Origin of the sequence: Variovorax sp. 38R, assembly GCF_014843395.1 — a bacterium.
GTDB classification, from domain to species: domain Bacteria; phylum Pseudomonadota; class Gammaproteobacteria; order Burkholderiales; family Burkholderiaceae_C; genus Variovorax; species Variovorax paradoxus_H.
Genome location: NZ_CP062121.1, coordinates 757632 through 777696, shown reverse-complemented (window position 1 = coordinate 777696; position 20065 = coordinate 757632). Strand labels below are relative to the sequence as shown.

Annotated in this window: 16 protein-coding genes and 1 pseudogene; 4 read left to right on the top strand and 13 right to left on the bottom strand. The window is 66.6% G+C overall.

Annotation, left to right across the window (positions count from 1 at the left end; translation table 11 throughout):
• Positions 1-81 precede the first annotated feature (81 nt).
• From IG196_RS03455 to IG196_RS03440, 4 genes and pseudogenes are all read right to left on the bottom strand, one after another.
• The gene (locus tag IG196_RS03455; RefSeq protein WP_192195036.1) at positions 82-1461 is read right to left on the bottom strand and encodes a sensor histidine kinase; all 1380 of its coding nucleotides are present in this window, start codon (positions 1459-1461) and stop codon (positions 82-84) included.
• Complete coding sequence (locus IG196_RS03450) at positions 1458-2141, bottom strand: response regulator transcription factor (RefSeq protein WP_099797390.1); 684 nt, start codon at positions 2139-2141, stop codon at positions 1458-1460. Before IG196_RS03450 ends, IG196_RS03455 begins: the two co-directional genes overlap by 4 nt.
• A 183-nt stretch (positions 2142-2324) precedes the next feature.
• Complete coding sequence (locus IG196_RS03445; RefSeq protein ID WP_192195035.1) at positions 2325-2714, bottom strand: hypothetical protein; 390 nt, start codon at positions 2712-2714, stop codon at positions 2325-2327.
• 815 nt (positions 2715-3529) lie between these two features.
• A pseudogene (locus IG196_RS03440) lies at positions 3530-4960 on the bottom strand (IS4-like element IS50R family transposase).
• 137 nt (positions 4961-5097) lie between these two features.
• Between IG196_RS03440 and IG196_RS03435 the strand changes: the two are divergent.
• Entirely contained in the window at positions 5098-5904 is an 807-nt protein-coding gene (locus IG196_RS03435; protein ID WP_192195034.1) for a DUF1266 domain-containing protein, read from the top strand.
• Positions 5905-6130: 226 nt separating this feature from the next.
• On the opposite strand, the gene glmS is transcribed toward IG196_RS03435, so the two are convergent.
• Positions 6131-8011, bottom strand: coding sequence for a glutamine--fructose-6-phosphate transaminase (isomerizing) (glmS, locus tag IG196_RS03430; protein WP_099795146.1), 1881 nt, complete (start codon positions 8009-8011; stop codon positions 6131-6133).
• Between the two features lie 140 nt (positions 8012-8151).
• Here glmS and IG196_RS03425 point away from each other — a divergent pair, with 140 nt between their 5' ends.
• Positions 8152-8634: an Lrp/AsnC family transcriptional regulator gene (locus tag IG196_RS03425; protein ID WP_192195033.1), complete on the top strand. Its 483-nt coding sequence runs from the start codon at positions 8152-8154 to the stop codon at positions 8632-8634.
• 18 nt (positions 8635-8652) lie between these two features.
• Here the strand turns inward: IG196_RS03425 and otsA are convergent, their stop codons facing one another.
• From otsA to IG196_RS03405, 4 genes are all read right to left on the bottom strand, one after another.
• A complete protein-coding gene (otsA, locus tag IG196_RS03420; protein WP_192195032.1) occupies positions 8653-10038 on the bottom strand; it encodes an alpha,alpha-trehalose-phosphate synthase (UDP-forming) in 1386 nt (461 codons plus the stop codon).
• Positions 10035-11969 carry a glycoside hydrolase family 15 protein gene (locus IG196_RS03415; protein ID WP_101491134.1) on the bottom strand — a complete coding sequence of 645 codons (1935 nt, stop codon included), beginning with the start codon at positions 11967-11969 and terminating at the stop codon, positions 10035-10037. Before IG196_RS03415 ends, otsA begins: the two co-directional genes overlap by 4 nt.
• A complete protein-coding gene (gene otsB, locus IG196_RS03410) occupies positions 11966-12760 on the bottom strand; it encodes a trehalose-phosphatase (protein WP_192195031.1) in 795 nt (264 codons plus the stop codon). The genes IG196_RS03415 and otsB overlap by 4 nt, the downstream gene beginning before the upstream one ends.
• Positions 12761-12832: 72 nt before the next feature.
• The gene (locus IG196_RS03405) at positions 12833-14104 is read right to left on the bottom strand and encodes a multifunctional CCA addition/repair protein (RefSeq protein WP_192195030.1); all 1272 of its coding nucleotides are present in this window, start codon (positions 14102-14104) and stop codon (positions 12833-12835) included.
• Positions 14105-14269: 165 nt separating this feature from the next.
• On the opposite strand from IG196_RS03405, the gene IG196_RS03400 reads away from it, so the two are divergent.
• Complete coding sequence (locus tag IG196_RS03400; RefSeq protein WP_192195029.1) at positions 14270-15007, top strand: OmpW/AlkL family protein; 738 nt, start codon at positions 14270-14272, stop codon at positions 15005-15007.
• Positions 15008-15035: 28 nt separating this feature from the next.
• Here the strand turns inward: IG196_RS03400 and IG196_RS03395 are convergent, their stop codons facing one another.
• The 3 genes from IG196_RS03395 to IG196_RS03385 all read right to left on the bottom strand — a co-directional run bounded on the left by IG196_RS03395 (position 15036) and on the right by IG196_RS03385 (position 18427).
• On the bottom strand, positions 15036-15722 hold the full coding sequence (locus IG196_RS03395) for a glutathione S-transferase family protein (protein WP_192195028.1): 687 nt from the start codon (positions 15720-15722) through the stop codon (positions 15036-15038).
• Between the two features lie 109 nt (positions 15723-15831).
• Positions 15832-16395, bottom strand: a complete 564-nt coding sequence (locus tag IG196_RS03390; RefSeq protein WP_225616913.1) for an MgtC/SapB family protein — start codon at positions 16393-16395, stop codon at positions 15832-15834.
• A 1-nt stretch (position 16396) separates the two neighbouring features.
• Positions 16397-18427 carry a lytic transglycosylase domain-containing protein gene (locus tag IG196_RS03385; RefSeq protein WP_192195027.1) on the bottom strand — a complete coding sequence of 677 codons (2031 nt, stop codon included), beginning with the start codon at positions 18425-18427 and terminating at the stop codon, positions 16397-16399.
• Between the two features lie 9 nt (positions 18428-18436).
• Between IG196_RS03385 and IG196_RS03380 the strand changes: the two genes are divergently transcribed.
• Positions 18437-19054: a 5-formyltetrahydrofolate cyclo-ligase gene (locus IG196_RS03380; RefSeq protein WP_192195026.1), complete on the top strand. Its 618-nt coding sequence runs from the start codon at positions 18437-18439 to the stop codon at positions 19052-19054.
• Positions 19055-19060: 6 nt separating this feature from the next.
• Here IG196_RS03380 and IG196_RS03375 read toward each other — a convergent pair whose 3' ends face one another.
• Entirely contained in the window at positions 19061-20044 is a 984-nt protein-coding gene (locus tag IG196_RS03375; RefSeq protein ID WP_101491141.1) for a LysR substrate-binding domain-containing protein, read from the bottom strand.
• Positions 20045-20065 lie beyond the last annotated feature (21 nt).

Here is a 20065-nt window from a genome sequence, read left to right as displayed (position 1 = left end):
GAATTCAGCGCGGCGGTGTGTGTGAACAAAGCATTGCCGTTTGGCAATGTTCGGGGCGCGAAGAGACGGCGAAGGCCGCGCTCAGTGGTCGGCGGTCGGCAGGTCGATGCAGGCGCGCAGGCCCGGGCCGGCATCGCCGAACTGCAGGCGCCCGCCATGCAGCGCCACCACCGCCTGCACGCTCGCGAGCCCCAGGCCGTGGCCCGGCGTGCTGTGGTCCAGCCGATGGAAGCGCGCACCGAGATGCGCGTACTCGGCGCTCGGAATGCCGGGGCCGTCGTCCTGCACAACGAGCTGCGCACGCCCGTCGACCGTGTGCGTGCCGATGCGCACGGTGGCGCCTGCTCCACCATATTTCAGCGCGTTGTCGAGCAGGTTGGCCGCCGCCCCCGCGAGCAGGTCGCGATCGCCCAGCGCCACGGCGCGGTCGGCGGGCTCACGCAGCAGCGTGATGCCCTGCATCTCGGCCACCGCCTCGTACAGCTCCGCCACGTCGTCGGCAATGACGTGCAGCGCCACCGGCGCGAACTGCTGGCGCCGCGCGCCGGCCTCGACCTCGGCGATCTGCAGCAGCTTCTCGAACATCACCGCCAGCTCCTCGAGCTCGCGGATGGCGGTGGCCACGGGCTCGCGCTGCGGGTGGTTCGTGTCGCCGAGCCCGAGCCCCGCCTCCACCGCACGCAGGCGCACCAGCACGCGCGTGAGCGGCGTGCGCAGGTCGTGCGCGATGGTGTTCGACACATGGCGCACGCCGTCCATCAGCGACTGGATGCGGTCGAGCATCGCGTTGATGTCGCCTTCCAGCAGCGCGAACTCGTCCTCCTCGCCCGACGGCGCCACGCGCTCCTGCAGCTCGCCCGCCGCGATGCGCGCGGCCGTGCGCCGCACCGCGCCCACGCTGCGCTCCAGCTCCTGGCGAAAGACGAAGGTGCCGCCGATGAGCAGCAGCACCGCCACGATGCCCGCCGCCGCGCTGGCGCTGGCCACCAGCGACTCGATCGACTCCTGGTCGCGCAGGTCGTGCCCCACCACGAGCATGCCGCCGTCGGGCAGCGGGCGCATCACGAGGTAGGCGATGACGGTCTGGCCCGCGCGCACCACGCGGCGGTGCACGCCGTCGCCCGCGTCGGGTGCCAGCGAAGGCATCTGGTCGAGGTTGCCCGCGCGCTTGTTTCCCTCGCGGTCGGTGAGCAGATAGATCTCGTTGTCGGAGTTGCGGCCGTCGGAGAGCGCATGGGTGATCTCGCCCGCCACGCCCTCGGCGCCACGCGCTTCGTAGCGCACCACCAGCTGCTGCATGCTGGTCGCCACCTGACGCGCCATGCGCTGCTGCAGCACGCCGACGGTCTGCATATAGACGATGGCCAGTGCGGCCAGCATCGTGATGGCGACCAGCAGGCCGTAGTAGAAGGCGAGCCGGAAGCCGACCGAGCGCCACAGCTGGCGCAGGGCCCGGGTCATTGCGGCGCGGCCAGCGTGTAGCCCACGCCGCGCACGGTGTGGATCAGCGTCGGCGCGCCGCCCGCATCGAGCTTGCCGCGCAGGCGGCTCACCTGCACGTCGATCACGTTGGTCTGTGGATCGAACTGGTAGTCCCACACGGCCTCGAGCAGCATGGTGCGCGTGACCACCTGGCCCGGATGCATCATGAGATAGGCCAGCAGCCTGAACTCGCGCGGCTGCAGCGCAATGGGCCGGCCGCCGCGCTCCACGTGGCGGCGCGCCAGGTCGAGCGTGAGGTCGGCCAGCTGCAGCGTGCGGATCTCGGGTCCGCTGCGCGAGCGCCGCACCAGCGCCTCGGCGCGCGCCGCGAGTTCGGAAAAGGCAAAGGGCTTGGCCAGGTAGTCGTCGCCGCCGGCCTTGAGCCCGCGCACGCGCTCGTCGAGCGCGCTCAACGCGCTGAGCACCAGCACCGGCGTCTTCTTGCCGAGGGCGCGCATCGTGGTGAGGATCGACAGGCCGTCCACGTCGTTGGGCAGCATGCGGTCGAGGATGACGAGGTCCCAGGTCTCGCCCGTGGCGCGCGCGAACGCATCCGCGCCGTCGCGACTGATCACCGCCACATGGCCGAGCGAACGGAAGCCTTCGGCGATGTAGCGCGCGTTGTCGGCATCGTCCTCGACGATGAGGCAGTGCCAGATGACGGTGGGGCCGAGCACGTCAGTCGGTGCGGCCACGACAAGAAATACCCATGGATGACGGAGCCGTTGAACTCATGTGGTGCCCCCGGGATGCAGGGGCTGCAACATAAATCCTAGCCCAGCTGGAAGTGGGAAAGGCCCGCGCTTCATTACCGTTTGTCCATGAAGGCCGCGGGGCTGAGCTCACTCCCCGTTCACCAGCGACACCCCGTCCACCGGCTTGCGCATCCATTTCGCAAGGTCCACGCCCAACCCGTGAATCACTGCGTCCATTGCGGTGCATTCGGTCGTCTCCGCCGTGACATCGGCGGAAGGGGTGTGCACCTGGCGCAGGCCTTTGAATTGCGCAGGGGGCAGTCCCGGTTGTTCAAGCACCGCATGGATAGCCACGATCGTGGGGCCGCCGGCGCTGACGGTCACGATGTCCATGATTTCGATCTTCAGCCAAAGGGCGGCTTCCCTGCCGGTGGTACCGGGCACGGGGCGCACCACGTCATACCGCGCCTTCAACTGATCTTGCACGGCCTGACGCAGCGGGTCCGGCACACCGCACGCGTCATCGGCTTCAGACATCTGGCGGCCCTGGTCATGCCCGTACGCGACAGGCGGCAGCACCACCGTGGTGTGGGCAGCAGGTGCGGGTGGCATTCGCTCGGGCGGCTGGGGATCGTGTGAACCGCAAGCAGCCAGAAGTGCGCTCACCGCCATCGCGATGCACGTGTTGCGCACGAAGGCAGGCGAAACCTCTGCAGGCGCATTGGAGGTACAGCAGGCTCGCGGCACCGAGATGCGACTTGTTACATTAGTCTGGGGGTTGGAGGAGTTTTTCAGAACCGACTACCTGCCGGCGATCGCCCGGCCAAAATCAAATATAAGGAAATATGCTACATGCAGACCATTAACTACAAAATGGAATACTCGATTCTCGAGTACGTTTTCGGCCTTATTGGCCCGGCAATTATCATCGCCGCCATTTTTTATCCGATTGCCGATCTGAAAATAGGAACCCTTCGGCTTCACTTGCCGACTGGCGTGGCCAATGGCGTTCTCATGTTGATCGGGGCGTATGTCACGTACCTTACGGTCGGAACACTTTTCAAGAAGCGCGCAGCCAACAGCCAGGGTGCCAGCATTGTGCTTGATGAAAAGAGCATGTCTTTCACGACCGTCAAGAAATTCTCGGGCGTACTGACCACCGTGGGCTATGACGCCATCAATAAAGTCACCGTCACGGACATTCCGGAAACCTCGACATCGAGTGCAGAAAAAACAGTAGAAATCAGCACGCCGTCGATGGCCTTCAAGAAGCATGAGTTCGATGCCATTCACATGGTGAAGGATTCAGACTTTGATGTTCTTGTGAATGCACTCAAGCATCTGTCTCTTGATCAGATCTTGATCCCCTGCGCCATCAGATCCTTGGCGGCAAGAAAGCCATCCAGTTTACTTTGCAGGGCTTCCCAACCTTACCAGAGGGCGCCCCAGCTGGCAATTCCGGTTCGCTTGCTGTCCATAAAACCGCCCAGTCTAGCTATCGCCATGTAAGCCCACTGCAAGCTACCTGCTTTCTCTTTGCGCTTGCGTTTTCCCTTGTCCAGATAGCCCAGTAGCTGACATTCATCCGGGGTCAGCACCGTTTCTGCGGACTGGCTTTCTACGTGTTCCGCTTCCTTTAGCAGCCCTTGCGCCCTGAGTGCTTGCGGCAGCGTGAAGCTTTCTCTGAGCTGTAACAGCCTGACCGCAACAAACGAGAGGATCGAGACCATCCGCTCCAGATTATCCGGCTCCTCCATGCGTTGCCTCTCGGCTCCTGCTCCGGTTTTCCATGCCTTATGGAACTCCTCGATCCGCCAGCGATGGGTATAAATGTCGATGACGCGCAAGGCTTGGGCTAGCGACTCGACCGGTTCGCTGGTCAGCAACAACCATTTCAACGGGGTCTCACCCTTGGGCGGGTTAATCTCCTCGGCCAGCACCGCGTTGAGCGTGATATTCCCCTGTTTTAGCGTGATGCGCCCACTGCGCAGGCTCAAGCTCGCCTTGCGGGCTGGTCGATTTTTACGTTTACCGCGTTTATCCACCACGCCCTTTTGCGGAATGCTGATCTGATAGCCACCCAACTCCGGTTGGTTCTTCAGATGGTCGTACAGATACAACCCAGACTCTACGTCCTTGCGTGGGTGCTTGGAGCGCACCACGAAGCGCTCGTTATGCGCCAGTTTGTCCTGCAGATAAGCATGAATATCGGCTTCGCGGTCACAGACCGCAATCACGTTGCTCATCATGCTGCCCATGCGTAACCGGCTAGTTGCGGCCGCTGCCAGCCATTTGCCACTCTCCTTTTCATCCGCATCGGCAGGGTCATCCGGGCGCATCCACCACTCCTGATGCAGTAATCCTACGGTGCGGAATGTGGTGGCCTCGAGCAAGAGAACGGAGTGAACCCACCATCCGCGGGATTTATCCTGAATAGAGCCCAGCTTGCCAAGCTCTTCGGCGACCTGGTGGCGATAACTCAAAGAGGTGGTGTCCTCAATGGCCAGCAGTTCGGGAAACTCCTGAGCCAACTTGACTGTTTGCATGGCGCCAGCCTTTCTGATCGCCTCGGCAGAAACGTTGGGATTGCGGATAAATCGGTAAGCGCCTTCCTGCATGGCTTCACTACCCTCTGATGAGATGGTTATTGATTTACCAGAATATTTTGCCAATTGGGCGGCGACGTTAACCAAGCGGGCAGTACGGCGAGGATCACCCAGCGCCGCCGAAGAGAACACAGATTTAGCCCAGTCGGCCGCACGATGAAGAGCAGAAGTTATCATGAACGTTACCATGTTAGGAGGTCACATGGAAGATCAGATCCTGGAAAACGGGAAAGGTTCCGTTCAGGACGCTACTTGTGTATAAGAGTCAGCTCAAGCATCGCGCCGTCAATGCCGCCTTCAAGCAAATCTGACCCATGGGTTTCTTGAAGAAGTTGTTCCAGATAGTTTCTGGGAAAAAATACCGGAATTGCCCCGATGGGGCCGCCGTGGACCCGGTCGCACAGCGAGCACTTCAAGCGGGGCTCATCAACTCCGAACAGATCATGGCGTACTGCGACAGCTACGCAACGGGGCTGTCTGACGAAACTCTCTCCGAGGGGCTTGGCTCGCACTGGGGCATACGCTCGCCTCAGGAGGCTGCCGAAACCCTGGAATCACTCGGTCGCCATGGCCATCGCTTTTTTTACGACATTGTTTTTCGTATTGACAGCGATGGTGCTTCAGAAGACGGGCGCCAGGAGGTTCTCGAGGCATTGATAGCCAGCGGTCGATACGGCGCCCCGGAAACGGTGCGCGAGCAGATTGCCGCACAGGGGCCGTGTGAGGAAAAAGACCTCATTTTCTCGGATTTGGCGCAGGCCTTGGAGATGCTGGAAAATCTGCGATCCGTTTTTCGTCTTCTCGAAGACAAAGTCAATGGCTCGTACCTTCCCAAGGATTACAGCGCCGGCATCCTTGCCTGGGATCTGGGCCGCCTCGTCACGGTTGCACGGATGTCATTGGACTGCAAATACATCGAGCAGGCTGAATTCAATCGCATTCTTGCGCATGCAGACAAAGAATTGCGTTCGAATTTTTCGTCCTGGCCGCAGTTTGCAAAGAGCTACATCATTGGCCGAGCCAGTTGGGCGGGTCAGAACATGACGCTGGGCGGAATCATCGGCATTGCCGAAGATCTCATGACCGATGAGCGGAGCCCTTGGGTGCTGTCGCCTCTGTGAGTTGCATTCGACGCTAGCGCCGGATCACTCCCTGTTGATTTCCGTGGACGTTTGATCCACCTGTCCGTCGCGAACTGACCGGCCGTAATTTCTTTCGGCCGTTGCTCGCAGGGAAATCTGGATCACTCGAAAACGGAAGTCAACAAATTCAAAGTATTTAGGACGCTATTTGCGCGTTCAAGACTTTATTTGGCGCGATCATCAGGATCGCGCCGCCTACGCAGTCTCACTCCACCGTCACGCTTTTAGCGAGATTCCGCGGCTTGTCCACGTCCGTCCCGCGCGCACACGCCGTGTGATACGCCAGCAGCTGCAGCGGCACCACGTGCAGCAGCGGCGACAGCGCGCCGTAGTGCTCGGGCATGCGGATCACGTGCAGGCCTTCGCCACTGGCGATCTGCGTGTCGCCGTCGGCCAGCACGTAGAGCACGCCGCCGCGGGCGCGCACTTCCTGCAGGTTGCTCTTGAGCTTTTCGAGCAGCGCGTCGTTCGGCGCCACGGCGACCACGGGCATCTCGCTCGTGACGAGCGCGAGCGGGCCGTGCTTGAGTTCGCCGGCGGCATAGGCCTCGGCGTGGATGTAGGTCACTTCCTTGAGCTTGAGCGCGCCTTCGAGCGCGATCGGGTAGTGCAGGCCGCGGCCGAGGAACAGGGCGTTGTCCTTGCGCGCGAAGTCTTCGGCCCAGCCGATGAGCTGCGGCTCGAGCGCGAGCACCGACTGCAGCGCGACGGGCAGGTGGCGCATTTCCTTCAGGTAGCGCGCTTCGTCGACGGCGCTCAGGCGGTCCTTGGCCTGTGCGATGGCGAGCGTCAGCAGGAACAGGCCCGCGAGCTGGGTGGTGAAGGCCTTGGTCGACGCCACGCCGATTTCGACGCCGGCGCGCGTGATGTACGCCAGCTTGCACTCGCGCACCATGGCGCTGGTGGCGACGTTGCAGATGGTCAGGGTCTGTTCCATGCCCAGCGAGCGCGCGTGCTTGAGCGCGGCCAGCGTGTCGGCGGTTTCGCCCGACTGGCTGATGGTGACGACCAGCGTCTTGGGGTCGGGCACGGAGTCGCGGTAGCGGTACTCGCTGGCGATCTCGACCTGCGTGGAGATCTTCGCGATGCTCTCGAGCCAGTACTTGGCGGTGCAGCCGCTGTAGTAGCTGGTGCCGCAGGCCAGGATGAGGATCTTGTCGATGTCCTGGAACACGCGGTGTGCGCTCGCGCCGGTGGCACCGTCCTGGCCGATGCCGTCGAACAGCTCGGGCACGATGCCCTCGACGCCTTCGAGCGTGTCGCCGATGGCGCGCGGCTGCTCGAAGATTTCCTTCTGCATGTAGTGGCGGTACGGGCCCAGCTCGGCCGCGCCGCTGTGGGCGTGCACTGTGCGCACGGTGCGGGTGACGGGCTTGTGGTTCTTGTCGACGATCCAGTACTTGCCGGGCTGCAGGTCGACCACGTCGCCTTCTTCGAGGTAGACGATCTGGTCGGTCACGCCGGCCAGCGCCATCGCGTCGCTGGCCAGGAAGTTCTCGGTGCCGTCCTTGCCCGCGCCGAGGATCAGCGGCGAGCCGGCGCGCGCGCCGATGACGCGCTGCGGTTCGTCGCGGCAGATGACGGCGATGGCGTAGGCGCCATGCAGTTGCAGCACGGCGGCCTTGACGGCTTCGAACAGGTCGCCGTTGTAGAGGCTGTCGACGAGGTGGGCGATGACCTCGGTGTCGGTCTGGCTCTCGAACACGTAGCCCTTGGCTTCGAGTGCGGCGCGCAGCGGCTCGTGATTCTCGATGATGCCGTTGTGCACGAGCGCGATGCGGCCCGGGCGCGCGGCCGGTGCGTCGGCGCCGGGGCCGTGGCTGAAGTGGGGATGCGCGTTGTGCACGGCCGGTGCGCCGTGGGTGGCCCAGCGCGTGTGGGCGATGCCGGTGAGGCCTTCGATCTTGTCGTCGCGCACCTGGGTCAGCAGTTCGGCCACGCGCGAGGTGGTGCGCGCACGGCTCAGGCCGCCCGCATGCACCGCGACGCCGCAGGAGTCATAGCCGCGGTATTCGAGCCGCTGAAGGCCCTGGACCAGGACCGGAACGATGTCGCGATGGGAGGCTGCGCCGACGATGCCGCACATAGGTGTACCTTGTCTTGAAGAACAGAAGGGCTCGATGGTAGGGAGGCGGCCAAGAAATATGGCGTCTAAATTTCCACGGTTTTGGAGTTTTATTTCACCAAAACCTACAGATGGAGTTTTATTCCATAATTTCAACCCATATGGAATCAATCTCCCTCGATGCGATCGATCTCAAGCTGCTCGACGCGCTCCAGCACGACGCCTCGCAGACCAACCAGCGCCTGGCGGCCGAGGTCGGCATCTCGCCGCCGACCTGCCTGCGCCGCGTGCAGCGCCTGCGGCAGGAGGGCCTCATCGAGCGCCAGGTCGCCCTGCTCTCCCCCGACCGCCTCGCCACGGTGCTGGGCCACGGCCTGCAGGCGGTGGTGGAGATTTCGCTCGACCGGCAGGACGCCGCCGCGCTCGACGCCTTCGAGGCCCGCGTGATCGCGGACGATGCGGTGCAGCAGTGCTGGCGCGTGTCGCCGGGGCCCGATTTCGTGCTGGTGGTGGTGGCGCGCGACATGCCCGGCTACGGCGCGCTGACGCAGCGGCTGTTCACGGCCGACGCCAACGTGCGCAATGTGAAGGCGTTCTTCAGCCTCAAGCGCGCGAAGTTCGGCGCCCGCGTGCCGCTGGGCTGACGCGGGCCCCGGGCGCGATCAGCGCTCGCTCGCCGCCTCGCGCAGCGCTTCGAGGAACGTGCGCCGCCACCAGTGGATGTCCTGCGCCCGGATGCGCGCCAGCAGCTTCTGGTGCCGTTCGCGCCGCTCTTCCAGCGGCATCTGCAGCGCCTGCTGCACCGTCTCGGCGGTGCCGTGCGTGTCGTACGGATTCACCAGCAGCGCTTCCTTCAGCTGCTCGGCCGCGCCTGCAAAGCGCGACAGCACGAGCACGCCGGGGTCGGCCGGGTCTTGCGCCGCGATGTATTCCTTGGCGACGAGGTTCATGCCGTCGCGCAGCGGCGTCACCAGCCCCACGGCCGCCGCGCGGCACAGCCCCGGCACCCGCTTGCGCGCCACCATGCGGTGGATGTAGCGCACCGGCATCCAGTCGAGTTCGCCGTAGTCGCCGTTGATGGCGCCGCACAGCGATTCGAGTTCGCGGCGGATGTCGCCGTAGGCATCGACCGTCTCGCGCGTGGGCGAGGCGATCTGGATCAGCGTGGCGCTGCGGCGGTTCTCGGGGTAGTTGGCCAGCAGCTCGCGGAACGAACGCACGCGCTGCGGGATGCCCTTCGAGTAGTCGAGCCGGTCGATGCCCAAGAGCAACCGGCGGCTCGAGTACTCGCGCTTCATGGTCTCGTACATGTCGCGCGATTCCTTGGCGTGCGTGAGCGCCGCGAACTCGTCGACGTCGATGCCGATCGGAAAGGCCGCCGCGCGCACCGTGTTGCCGTAGGCGCGGAACAGGTCGCCGCCCAGCGCTTCGCCGTGCGCCTCGTTGTGCACGTAGTGCGCGAAGTGCTGCACGTCCTGCTCGGCCTGGAAACCGATCAGGTCGTACGAGAACAGCGAGCGCATCAGCCACTCGTGCTGCGGAATGGCCGCCATGATGATCTGCGGCGGCAGCGGGATGTGCAGGAAGAAGCCGATGCGCTGCTTGCAGCCCATGGCGCGCAGCTCGGCCGCGAGCGGGATCAGGTGGTAGTCGTGCACCCAGAGGATGTCGTCCTCGCGCAGCAGCGGCAGCAGCTTGCGCGCGAACAGCTGGTTCACGCGCCGGTAGCCGCCGATGAAGCCGGCCTCGAAGTGCGCCAGGTCGAGCCGGTCATGGAACACCGGCCACAGCACGTCGTTGCTGTAGCCCAGGTAGTAGCTGTCGTGGTCGTCGCGGCTCAGGTCGATGGTGGCGAGCGTGACCTTGCCGGCCTGCTGTGTGTGCAGCTCGCCTTCGCCCGTGGGGCCGCCTTCGACGATCTGCCCGCTCCAGCCGAACCACAGGCCGCCGCTCTGCTGCAGGCTCTCGCCCAGCGCCACGGCCAGGCCGCCGGCTGCCGGCTTGCGTGGGTCGGCCACGCGGTTCGAGATGACGACGAGACGGCTCATATGCAGGAATCCCAGGGAGCGGATAAACGCACGGCCGCATTGATGATGCCGACCATCGAATAGGTCTGCGGAAAGTTGCCCCACATCTCGCCCGTCACCGGGTGCGTGTCTTCCGACAGCAGCCCCAGCGGGTTGCGCGCGGCGAGCATGGTTTCAAAAATCTGCCGTGCCTCGGCCTTGCGGCCGATCTTGGCCAGCGCATCGATGCGCCAGAAGGTGCAGATGTTGAAGGCGGTCTCGGGCTTGCCGAAGTCGTCGGCGGCTTCGTAGCGGCGCATGTAGGGGCCGTCGCAGAGCGACTTTTCCATCGCGTCGACGGTGGAGATGAAGCGCGGGTCGCGCGCATCGATCAGGCCCACCTCGACCATCAGCAGGATGCTCGCGTCGAGCTCGTTGCCGCCGAAGCTCTCGGCAAAGGCCTGGCGCTCCTCGCTCCACGACTTGGCCAGAATTTCTTCCTTCATGCGCGCCGCATGACCGTGCCAGTAGGCGGCGCGTTCGGGCAGCTCCAGCGTGCGCGCGATCTTGGCGAGCCGGTCGCAGGCGGCCCAGCTCATGAGCGCCGAGCTGGTGTGCACGCGGGCGCGCGTGCGCAGCTCCCACATGCCGGCGTCGGGCGTGCCGTAGACGCGCACCGCTTTTTCGCCGACCGCTTCGAGGTGCGGAAACTCCGCCACGCCCGCGCGGCTCAGCAGCCGGTGGTCGTGAAAAGCCTGCGCCGCGCCGAGCACGATGTTGCCGTACACGTCGTGCTGGAAGTGCTCCTGCGCCTGGTTGCCCACGCGCACCGGGCCCATGCCGCGGTAGCCGGGCAGACCGTCGACAAAAGACTCGGGCAATTCGCGCTCCAGCCCGATGCCGTACAGCGGCTGGATGTGCTCGCCGTGCGAGCCGATCACCACGTTGCCGAGCCAGCGCAGGTAGTCTTCCATCGTGCCCACCTCGCTCAGCGAGTTGAGCGCGCGCACCACAAAGAAGGCATCGCGCAGCCAGCAGTAGCGGTAGTCCCAGTTGCGCTGGCTGCCCGGCGCCTCGGGGATGCTGGTGGTCATGGCGGCGACGATGGCGCCGGTGTCCTCGTACAGCGAGAGCTTGAGCGTGATGGCCGCGCGGATCACCGCGTCCTGGTACTCGAAGGGAATGGCCAGGCGCTTGCTCCAGGTGCGCCAGTACGCAATGGTTTCCTGCTCGAACTTGCGCGCGGTGTCGGCGATGCCTTCGAGCAGCGTCTCGTCCACGCCGAACATGAAGTTGTACTCGCGCGAGATCACGAAGGGCTGGCGCGACAGGATGTGCGAGATCGACGCGTCGGTGTTCAGCCGCAGCGTGACGTCAGGACCGACGTAGCGGATGTGGTTGCTGCCGCGCGTGACCTCGATGGGTTCCGAAGCGCCCCACTGGAAGCGCGGGTCGAGCGCCACGCGGATGCGCGGCGCGCCGGCAATGGGACGCACGCGGCGCACCATCATGAGCGGGCGAAAGTAGCGCGAGCGGCTGTAGAAGCGCGGCGCGAAGTCCGTGATCTCGATGCCCTGCCCCGCGCTGTCGAACAGCTGCGTGCGCAGCACGGCGGTATTGGGTTCGTACCACTGCTTGCTGGAAGCGAAGTCCTCGATCTCGATGGCCCAGGCGCCGGCTTCTTCGCCGGGGTGCAGCAGCGCGTTGAAGACCGGGTCGCCGTCGAAGCGCGGCAGGCAGCACCAGACGGCGCGGGCGCGCGCATCGATGAGCGCGCTGTAGGCGCAGTTGCCGATCACGCCGACATTGAGCGAAGGCTCGGCCGGCGGCGCAAAGCCGCGCGGTGGGGCCGCGGCCACTTTCGCCGCAACTTTCGCGACGTCCGCCGGCGCCTGCTCGTCGGGGCCCGCCGCGCCCGCCAGGGCGTCGCCCGCGCGGTCCTCCGGGGCCTCCGACAGTTGGTGTTCGCTCATGCGGGGTTCCTCGGTGATGTGTTGTTCTTGGGGGCCGGTGCGGCCAGCCGATCGCGTGCCTGCACCAGCCATTCGTAGACCGCGCGCGGCGATTCGAGCCGGTGCAGCGCCAGGCTGGGCCCGGCACCGACCTTGATCGCGACACCGCCGCGCGGCTGCACGACGGCGAAGCCGCTCTCGTCGGTGGTGTCGTCGCCCGCGAAGATCGGCGTGCGACCCACGAACGGCGCCTCGTTCATGAAGGCTTCGATGGCGAGGCCCTTGTTCACGCCCGCGGGCTTCACCTCGAACACGAACTTGCCGTGCAGCAGTTCGAGCTGCGGATGGCCTTCGATGGCGCGCGTCATCGCGTCGCGGCACACGGCCTCGAGCTGCGGCGCGAGCCGGTAGTGCAACGCGATGGCCGCGTGCTTGCGCTCCACCAGCAGGCCTTCGTGGATGCGCGCGAGTTCGTTGGCCACGTCGAGGATGGGCACGAGGTCGGGCGCGCGCTGCTCCTGCATGCCGCCCTTGGCATCGCGTCGCTGCACGCCGTGCTCGCCCGCGGCGGGCAACCGCAGCGGCGCGAGAAAGCGGTCGATGGCGTCGATCTGGCGACCCGACACCACGGCGAGCGCACCACCGAGCAGGTCGCGCAGGTCGCTCAACAGGGGCACGAGGGCAGGCGGCACCTCGATGGCTTCAGGCGTGGCGGCAAGGCCGACCAGCGTGCCGTCGAAATCAAGAAAAAGGGCGGCGTCCCGGCCCGGCGGAGGAGGCAACTGCACGTTGCTGCTGGAGGACTTTGGCATTGGGAAAAACCATAGCACGGCTCGCACGCGGCGCGTGTCGGCCAAAGTCCCGGCGTGCGCCGACGGCGATGATCAGTCGGCGGTCGCTGGCAACGACGCCGCCACCGCCGTAATGCGCGCCCGGTGGATCGCCTCGCCGATGCGCGGCCCGGTGGCGCCGGCCTGCTGGGCCTCGCGCGCCACCACGTCGGTCGCCACGGCCTGGGCCGCCGCGAGCACCGCGAGCAGGCGCGGGCGCTGCGGGTAGGCGTTGTCTTCGAAGCCGAGCCGGCCGCGCGCGTCGCATTCGCAGGCCAGCAGCGCCTCGGCGAAGCGCGCCGGCTTGCGGAAGGCGTCGCAGCGCTCCAGCAGCCGCACCAGCGGCGTGGCGCCGAGCGCGGCACTGCGGTGGATGTTGCCGTGCTCGCGCGCCACCACCTCGGCCAGCTCGCGCAGTTCCACCGGCACGCGCCAGCGCTCGCACACGTCTTGCAGCAGGTCAACGCTGCGCAGCTCGTGGTTGATGTGGCGCGGCAGCATATCGGCCGGCGTGGTGCCCTTGCCGAGGTCGTGCATGAGGCAGGCGAAGCGCACGGGCAGCGTGGCGCCCAGGCGCGCGCTGGTGTCGAGCACCATCATCAGGTGCACGCCGGTGTCGATCTCGGGGTGGTGCTGCGCCGGTTGCGGCACGCCCCAGAGCCGGTCGACCTCGGGCAGCAGCACGGCGAGCGCGCCGCACGCGCGCAGCACGTCGAACATGCGCGAGGGCCGCGTTTCCATGAGGCCGCGCGCGAGCTCCTGCCACACGCGCTCGGGCACCAGCGCATCGACCTCGCCGGCCGCGACCATCTCGCGCATGAGCGCCATGGTTTCGGGCGCGACGGTGAAGTCGTCGAAGCGCGCGGCAAAGCGTGCCACGCGCAGGATGCGCACCGGGTCTTCGCGGAAGGCGTCGGTCACGTGGCGCAGCACCTTGTCGCGCAGGTCGCGCTGGCCGTGGAAGGGGTCGGCCAGCGTCTCGGGGCGCGGATCGAAACTGCCGTCGTCGGCCACGTGCTCGGCGGGCAGCGCAATGGCGTTGACGGTGAGGTCGCGCCGCGCGAGGTCTTGCTCCAGCGTAACGTCGGGCGCCGCATGCACCACGAAGCCGCGGTAGCCCGGCGCGCTCTTGCGTTCGGTGCGGGCCAGCGCGTACTCCTCGCGCGTGCGCGGGTGCAGAAACACGGGGAAATCGCGCCCCACGGGCAGGTAGCCGCGCGCCACCATGGCCTCGGGCGTGGCGCCCACCACGAGCCAGTCATGGTCGGACACAGGACGGCCCAGCAGCCGGTCGCGCAGTGCACCGCCGACGAGAAAAATGTTCATGAGTGCAGTGTAGGGATACTCGCCCTGCACAAAAAGAACGGTCGTTCGATAATCTTCGAGCGATGCGAACGACCGTTCGTAAATTCGCATCGCGCGAAGCACCGGTCGCTGGCCGGCGCCCCCGTGCGCGGGGCTGTTTTCAACACCCAAGGAGCATTCACACCTATGAAAAAACTCACAACAACAGCATCGTTGGCATTGGCGGCATTCGGGGGCCTGGCATCGGGCAGCGCCCTGGCGCAGAACGCCGGCGACTGGGTCGTCGGCACCGGCTGGTTCCATCTGTCGCCGCAGGATTCGAGCAAGCCGCTGACCGTGACCTCGCCCGTGCACAGCGTGCTGGCCGGCTCGGGCGCGAGCGTCAGCGACTCGGACACGCTGGGCATGAACATCGCCTACTTCGTCGACAGCCACTGGGCCGTCGAAGGCGTGCTCGGCGTGCCGCCCAAGTTCAAGCTCCACGGCACCGGCACGCTGGCCCGCGTGGGCGAACTCGGCCAGGCCCGCCAGTGGAGCCCGACCGTGCTGGCCAAGTACTACTTCAACGAAGGCAACGACGCCTTCCGTCCGTTCGTGGGCCTGGGCGCCACCTATGTCTGGTACAGCGACGTGAAGCTCACGTCGAACCTGCAGGGCGCGCTGGCCAGCCAGTTCCACGTGCGTCCGTCGTCGGTGAACACCACGGCCAAGCTCGACAGCGCGTTCGCGCCCGTGCTCAACGCCGGCGTGGCCTACCAGTTCGACAAGCACTGGGGCGTGTCGTTCTCGGTGTCGTACATCCCGCTGAAGACCAAGGCCAAGCTCACGACGACCAGCATCACCGGCCTGCCGGTGGCGCGCAGCGAGTCGAGCCTGAAGCTGAACCCGATCGTCACCTACCTGGCGGCGACGTACCGGTTCTGATGAAGTCCGGCGAGCCCCAATCGCGCGCTCAGTCGCGCGAGGTGCGATAGGGCTCGTCGAAGGCCACGAAGGTCTTCTCGGCCAGGGCGCCCGCGATCCACGCGGCGACGCCCGGCAGGGCCGCCACGCGCGCGATGTACGCGTCGATGACCGGCGGCACCGGCAGGCCGTAGCCGCGGATGCGCATGCCCACCGGCGCGAAGAAGGCGTCGGCGATGGTGAAGGCGCCGAACAGCATCGGGCCGCCGTGCGTCTCGAGCAGCTCGGTCCACATCTGCACGATGCGGTCGAGGTCTTCCTGCACGCCGGGCTGCTCGGCCAGCAGCCGCGCACCCACCTCGGGCAGCGAGGCCTCGATGTTCATCGGGCAGTTGCCGCGCAGGTTGCCGAAACCCGAATGCATCTCGGCGCAGACGCTGCGCGCACGGGCCCGCTCGGCCACGCCCTGGGGCCACAGCTGCTTTTCGGGGAAGCGCTCGGCCAGGTATTCGGCGATGGCGAGGGTGTCCCACACGGCGAGGTCGCCGTCGACCAGCACCGGCACCTTGGCCACCGGGTTGATGGCGCCGATCACGTGCTTGAACTGCGAGGTGGCGTCGAACGAATCGAAGCGCACCATCACCTCCTCGAAGGGAATACCGGCCTGGGTCATGAGCACCCAGGGGCGCATGGACCACGACGAGTAATTCTTGTTGCCGATGTAGAGCTTGGACATCTGTCAGGGTCTCCGGGTCAGTGCGGGAATGCGGGGCAAAGCCTTCGATGCTAGCCGGGCGGCGCGCTGCGATTGATGCCGAAGGCGGCGTGAATTGATGCGGGCCGCGTCAACGTTCGTCGTCGCGGCGCGATTCGGGCGGCACGATCACGCGCGGGCCGGAGGCGCCCACATCCGCCGCTGGCTTCACGACGCGTTCGATCAGGGTCACGAGGCGCGGCACCAGCGACAGCACCGCGAGCGCCAGCAGCGCGCTGAGCACGGCCGTGACCTCGCGGCCGAGCCCGCAGGCCATGCCGATGGCGGCCGTCATCCAGAGCCCGGCGGCGGTGGTGAGGCCCTGCACGTGCGATTCGTCCTTGCCCTGCTTGAGGATGGTGCCGGCGCACAGAAAACCGACGCCGGCCACCAGCCCCTGGATCACGCGGCTCATGTCGGCCGGCACGATGCCGGTCTGCTGCGGGATCAGCACGAACAGCGCAGAGCCGATGGCCACCAGCATGTGGGTGCGCACGCCGGCCGCCTTGCCCTGCTGCTCGCGCTCGAAGCCCAGAAAAAAGCCCAGCACGGCCGCGAGCAGCAGCCGCACCGAGATGCGCGTGAGCTGCGCGACGTCGCCCACGTCCGAAAATTCGGACGCGACGGTGTCGAGCACCTCATCGCGCCAGGTCATCTCAGGGCAGGTCCTTGTTGGGTTCCGGCTCGGCGGCGTTGCGCGGGCCCACGCGGCCCAGGCGCTCCTTCAGCGACTGCGGCTTGCCGCTGATGAGGGCGGCGTAGTTGGTGGTGTTGGCCAGCACCTTCTTCACGTAGTCGCGCGTCTCGTTGAAGGGCACGTTCTCGGCCCAGATGGCCGCATCGATCACCGGGCCGTTGCGCCAGTTGCGCGGGCGACCGGGGCCGGCGTTGTAGGCCGCGGCGGCCAGCGCCATCGAACCGTCGAAGTCGTCGAGCGCGAGCTTCAGGTAGTTGGTGCCGATCGTGATGTTGGTCTCGCGGTCGTTGATCTGGCCCGGCGTGAAATCGGTCATGCCGATCTTGCGGGCGGTCCAACGCGCCGTGGCGGGCATGACCTGCATCAGGCCCGAGGCGCCGACGCCCGAGCGTGCGTCCATGATGAAGCGGCTTTCCTGGCGGATCAGGCCGTACACGTAGGCCGGGTCGAGGCCGATGTCCTGGCTCTTGCGCAGCACCGTGTCGTGGAACGGCATGGGGAAGCGCTGTTCGACGTCGATCACGCCCTTGGTGCGCTCGCTGGTGTTGATGCAGCGGTCCCACACCTCGCGCTGGCAGGCCAGGTCGGCGGCGGCCAGCAGGGCGCGGTCGTCCATGCCGCCCTTCTCATGCAGGTTGGTGGCGTAGTTCCACTCGCGCGTGCCTTCGGAGCGCAGGCCCATGCCGATGGCCTGCAGGCCGCGCTGCAAGCCCGGGTTGGTGCGCGCGGCGTTCTTTTCTTCGGGCGTGAGCGGCGCGGGGCGCGTGGCCGCCACGACGCGCTGGCCCAGCTCTTCGAGCGCCAGCATTTCGTAGAAGCCGCGCGTGCCGGCGATGCTGGTGTAGAGCTCGCGGGCCTGCGCGCGGCGCTCGTCGCCGCCGGCGGCGCTGAGTGCGCGGGCCTTCCAGTAGACCCAGGTCGGGTCTTGCTGGGCGGCGTCGCTCATGGCGTTGATGGCGGGCGCGACCTCTTTCCACTGGCTGGCGCGCAGTGCGGCGCGCACGCGCCAGCCGAGCATGTCGTCGGACAGGTCGCTGTTCTTCGTGACGTTGCCGAAGTAGCTCACGGCCATCGGCGAGAGCTTGTTCGCGGCCGCGCGGCCGATGGTGCCCCAGACCCAGTTGCGCTCTTCGGCGGAGAGCATCGGGCTCCACTTGCTGTCGAGCTGCGCAGCGCCCTGGTCGGGGTCGGCGACCGCAATCTTGATGAGCGCGAGCACCACCAGTTCCTTGCGCGACTTGGCGGCCACGAAGGCGCGGCCGGTGAGGAACTTGGCAGCGCTGGCGTTGACCTCTTCGAACAGCGGCAGCGCGTCGGGCGCGGCGATGGTGACGGCGCCGCGTGCGGCCGCGGGCCGGTTGGCCTCGATGGCCAGGCGCGCCTTCTTCCAGGCGTCGTTGGTGGTCATCAGGCGGGCCGCGACCATGCGGTCGGCGGCGGTGAGGCAGCCGTCGTCGCTGTCCTTTTGCGCGAACCAGTTGCGGCGCACTTCGTCGGCCTGCGCCTGCGTGGCCGTGCCGGTGCGCAGCGTGTCGACCAGCACCGCGTAGCAGCGCACCTGGGCGTCGTCGGCCATGCGGAAGCCGGCGATATTGGCGGCAAAGCCGTCCCAATCGCGGCGCTGGCCGAGCAGCAGCAGCCAGTCGTTGCGCAGGCGGTCTTCCTGGTAGGTGTTGGGGTAGCGGGCGTAGAAGTCCTGCACCTCGTTGGGCGCGGCTTCCTGCAGGCGGGCCTTGAGCTCCCAGTAGGCGGCCCAGGGTTCGAGTGCGTGGCCGCGGGCCTGCGGCAGCAGGGCCGTGAGGCGGGCCTTGTCGCCGCGCTGGAAGGCCTGCTTCATCTGGACCAGCACGTCGTCGTTGGTGTTGTTCTGCGCGGCGGCGGGCTGTTGCGACAGCAGCGCGGCGAGTGCAAGAACGGCGGAAAAAATCAGGGCGGGCGCGCCGCGACGCGGATGAGCGCGCGCGGATGCCAAAATGCTTGGGAACTGCATCGGGGGATTATGGACAAGTCAAAGGATGCCGACACCTCGGCCACCGCGAGTTTTCTGAAGGGCCAGCTGAGAAAGGCGCTCATCGAGCAACGGCTGGGCATGCCCGACCGCCTCGCGCGGGCCGACCTGCTGCAGCGGGTGATGCGGATCTGGCTGGTCGGCCGGCCCGACACCGTGATCGGCGCCTACTGGCCGATCAAGGGCGAGTTCGACCCCCTGCCCGCCCTGCATCGCTGGAAGGAAGACGGCGAACTCATGGAAGAAACGCAGCGCCGCCGCATCGGCCTGCCGGTGATCGACAAGGTCCACAAGACGCTCACCTTCCACGCCTGGTACCCGGGCTGCCAGATGGAAGAAGACGCCTACGGCATTCCCAAGCCCAAGGACACCGAGCTGATCGTGCCGACCCTGCTGTTCGTGCCCTGCGTGGGCTACAGCGCGGGCGGCTACCGGCTGGGCTACGGCGGCGGCTTTTACGACCGCACGCTGGCGGCGCTCGAGCCGCGGCCGTTCACGGTGGGGCTGGGCTTCACGAACGGTTTCCTGGAAGACTTCGAGCCCGAGGCGCACGACCTGCCGCTCGATGCCATCCTGAACGACAACGGCGTCGTCTGGCCGACGTCCTGAGCCGGCTCAGTCGAGGTTGTCGACGGTGTCCGGGTCGGGCACCTCGCCCACCGTTTCACGCGTGATGGCGGCCTGCGCTTCAAGCCAGTCGGAAAAGGCCTTGATCTCCGGCCGCAGCGCATTGCGCGGCCCTGAAATGAGCCAGTAGGCCATCGGTGAATCGAGGCGGTGCTGCGGCAGCACCTCGATCAGGTCGCCATTGGCCAGGCTCTCGGCCACCAGCGAGTTGCGGGCCAGCACCACGCCCTGGCCGGTGAGCGCGGCCTGCACCATCTGGTAGGCGTAGTTGAAGTAGAGCCAGCGCTTGGGCTGCGCGCGCTCCATGCCGTTCACCTCGAACCAGCGCCGCCACGTGAGCCATTCGAGGTGCGTGCGGTGCGCGTCGCCGGCCTCGATGAGCGTGAAGCGGGCGATGTCGGCCGGCGTCTTGATCGGCGGGTTGCTCTTGATGAGCCACGGGCTCGCCACGGGCGTCAGGTTTTCGCCGAACAGGCGCACGGCGCCGGCGGGCATGGCCTCGGGCGGGCCGTAGCGCAGCGCGATGTCGACGTCGGCCACGTCGAGGTCGACCGCGATGTCGCTGGCGTCGATGCGGATGTCGATCTCGGGGTTGTCGCGTTGGAAAGCCTCGAGCCTCGGAATCAGCCACATCGAGGCGAACGAGGCAAAGGTGGTGAGCGCCACGCTCTTGCGCCCCGCGCTCTGGCGAATCTGCCGCACCGCCATGTCGATGCGCGGCAGCGCCTGCTGCACCGACAGCAGCAGCTGCGCCCCGGCGCTGGTCAGTTCGACCGCCCGCGTGTGACGCAGGAACAGCGACACGCCCACCTCTTCTTCGAGCGACTGGATCTGCCGGCTCACGGCCGACTGGGTGAGCGCCATTTCCTCGGCCGCGGCGCGGAAATTGAGGTGCCGCGCGACCGCCTCGAAGGCCCGCAGGTGCCCCGCGGAAATGGGGCGGGAGCGCAGGTGGGTTTGCGAATGTTGCATGGGTATGACTTTGGTGTGCGT